Below are 398 nucleotides of genomic sequence, written 5' to 3'. Positions count from 1 at the left end.
CGCTGTGGGACCGCCGCCTGAGGGTCGGCGAAAATCATCGCGACACCGACTTCCACACCTATGACAGCGACCAGTTCCCCGACGAGCGGCTGCGGATCGTGGAAACGGACGCCCAGCTGCCCGGCTCGCCCCAGCGCTGGCGGTTTCAGGTCGCGCAGCGCCGCGATGCGCTGGACGAGCAGATTTCGGTGCTGCGGCAGACGCTCGTGCGCTCGTTCGGCGCTCTCGGCCTCGGGCTGATCGTCCTGACGCTGCTGCAGGCGATCTACGGCCTCTGGCCGCTGCGCCGGGTGCGGCGGGCGATCGCCGCCATCCGTTCGGGCGAGAAGGCCCGCATCGACGAATCCTATCCGCGCGAGATCGACCCCCTGGTTCAGGAGCTGAATGCCCTTCTGGAA

The 398-nt window shown here is 68.6% G+C and carries 1 pseudogene; it reads left to right on the top strand.

Annotation, left to right across the window (positions count from 1 at the left end):
- A pseudogene (locus AC2JF9_RS10120) lies at nucleotides 1-398 on the top strand (hypothetical protein); the annotation flags it as partial.

The organism is Lactobacillus sp. C449L (assembly GCF_059900815.1).
Note: the sequence above shows the minus strand (reverse complement) of the source record. Positions and strands in the feature narration are given on the sequence as shown.